1 protein-coding gene is annotated in these 861 nt (G+C 38.1%); it reads right to left on the bottom strand.

All coding sequences use genetic code 11. The features are described from left to right. The coding region (locus tag HC728_RS19670; RefSeq protein ID WP_190395980.1) for an ISAs1 family transposase at nucleotides 1-861 on the bottom strand (861 nt) is incomplete at both ends.

The raw sequence follows: 861 nt of genomic DNA, 5'->3' as shown, positions 1-861 counted from the left end.
ACGAAAACGTGCGAAATTTTGACCACCATTTCCAAGTAATATTTGGCATTCATCTTCTCGCATACTGACATCTAAAGACCAATGCATCGACTCTATACCCCAATGACCACGAACAGCATGAGCAAAGCTTTCGGCATCTAATTCAGCAGAGCTGATATAGTAACGAATGTTTATTTCACCGGCTTTATCATCTCCTTCCATTCGATGTGAAACAGCAACACCAAGTGTTTTTAACTCTGGCCATTCCATTACTAAATCCACAAAATCATCGAAAGGTTCACACGTGAAGTACATTCTTTTCTCTGTTCTACCGTGTGCTTTTTCTTCTGTAGCATAGCTTGCTCCATCATACTTACTTAAAGCAACAACATTGAAATGTTGATTAAACGCTTCGTTTAATCTCCCTTGATTTCCCTTAACCGCAAGAAGATAATCTCCTTTTTGATCAATGATTTGTTGCGCTATTTTAACTTGGCAACCCATAGCATCAATTGTCACTATTGCGTTTTTAACATCAAGTAGTTTTAAGAGTTCAGGTATCGCAGTGATCTCATTAGATTTTTCTTCTGTTTTTACTTGACCAAGAACAACACCATATTCAACCGCAAAGGCACTCACCATATGAACAAGGCACGTTTTTCTTTCTTTATCGTAAGTACCACGAAGGGATTTACCATCAATCGCAATTGTCTTAATACGACCATCAACATGTTCAATTGATTCTTTCATCCATTGAGCAAAACAAACTGAAAACTCATCAGGGTCGACCATACTGACTGTTCTAGCGATGGTATCATGACTTGGTATACCGTTTTCAAACTCTCTGAAGTTGCGTAACCAATCTAAGTTACATTCACCAAA

Source organism: Aliivibrio sp. S10_S31 (genome assembly GCF_014694495.1).
Lineage (GTDB): Bacteria > Pseudomonadota > Gammaproteobacteria > Enterobacterales > Vibrionaceae > Aliivibrio > Aliivibrio fischeri.
This window is presented reverse-complemented; position numbering and strand designations above follow the sequence as displayed.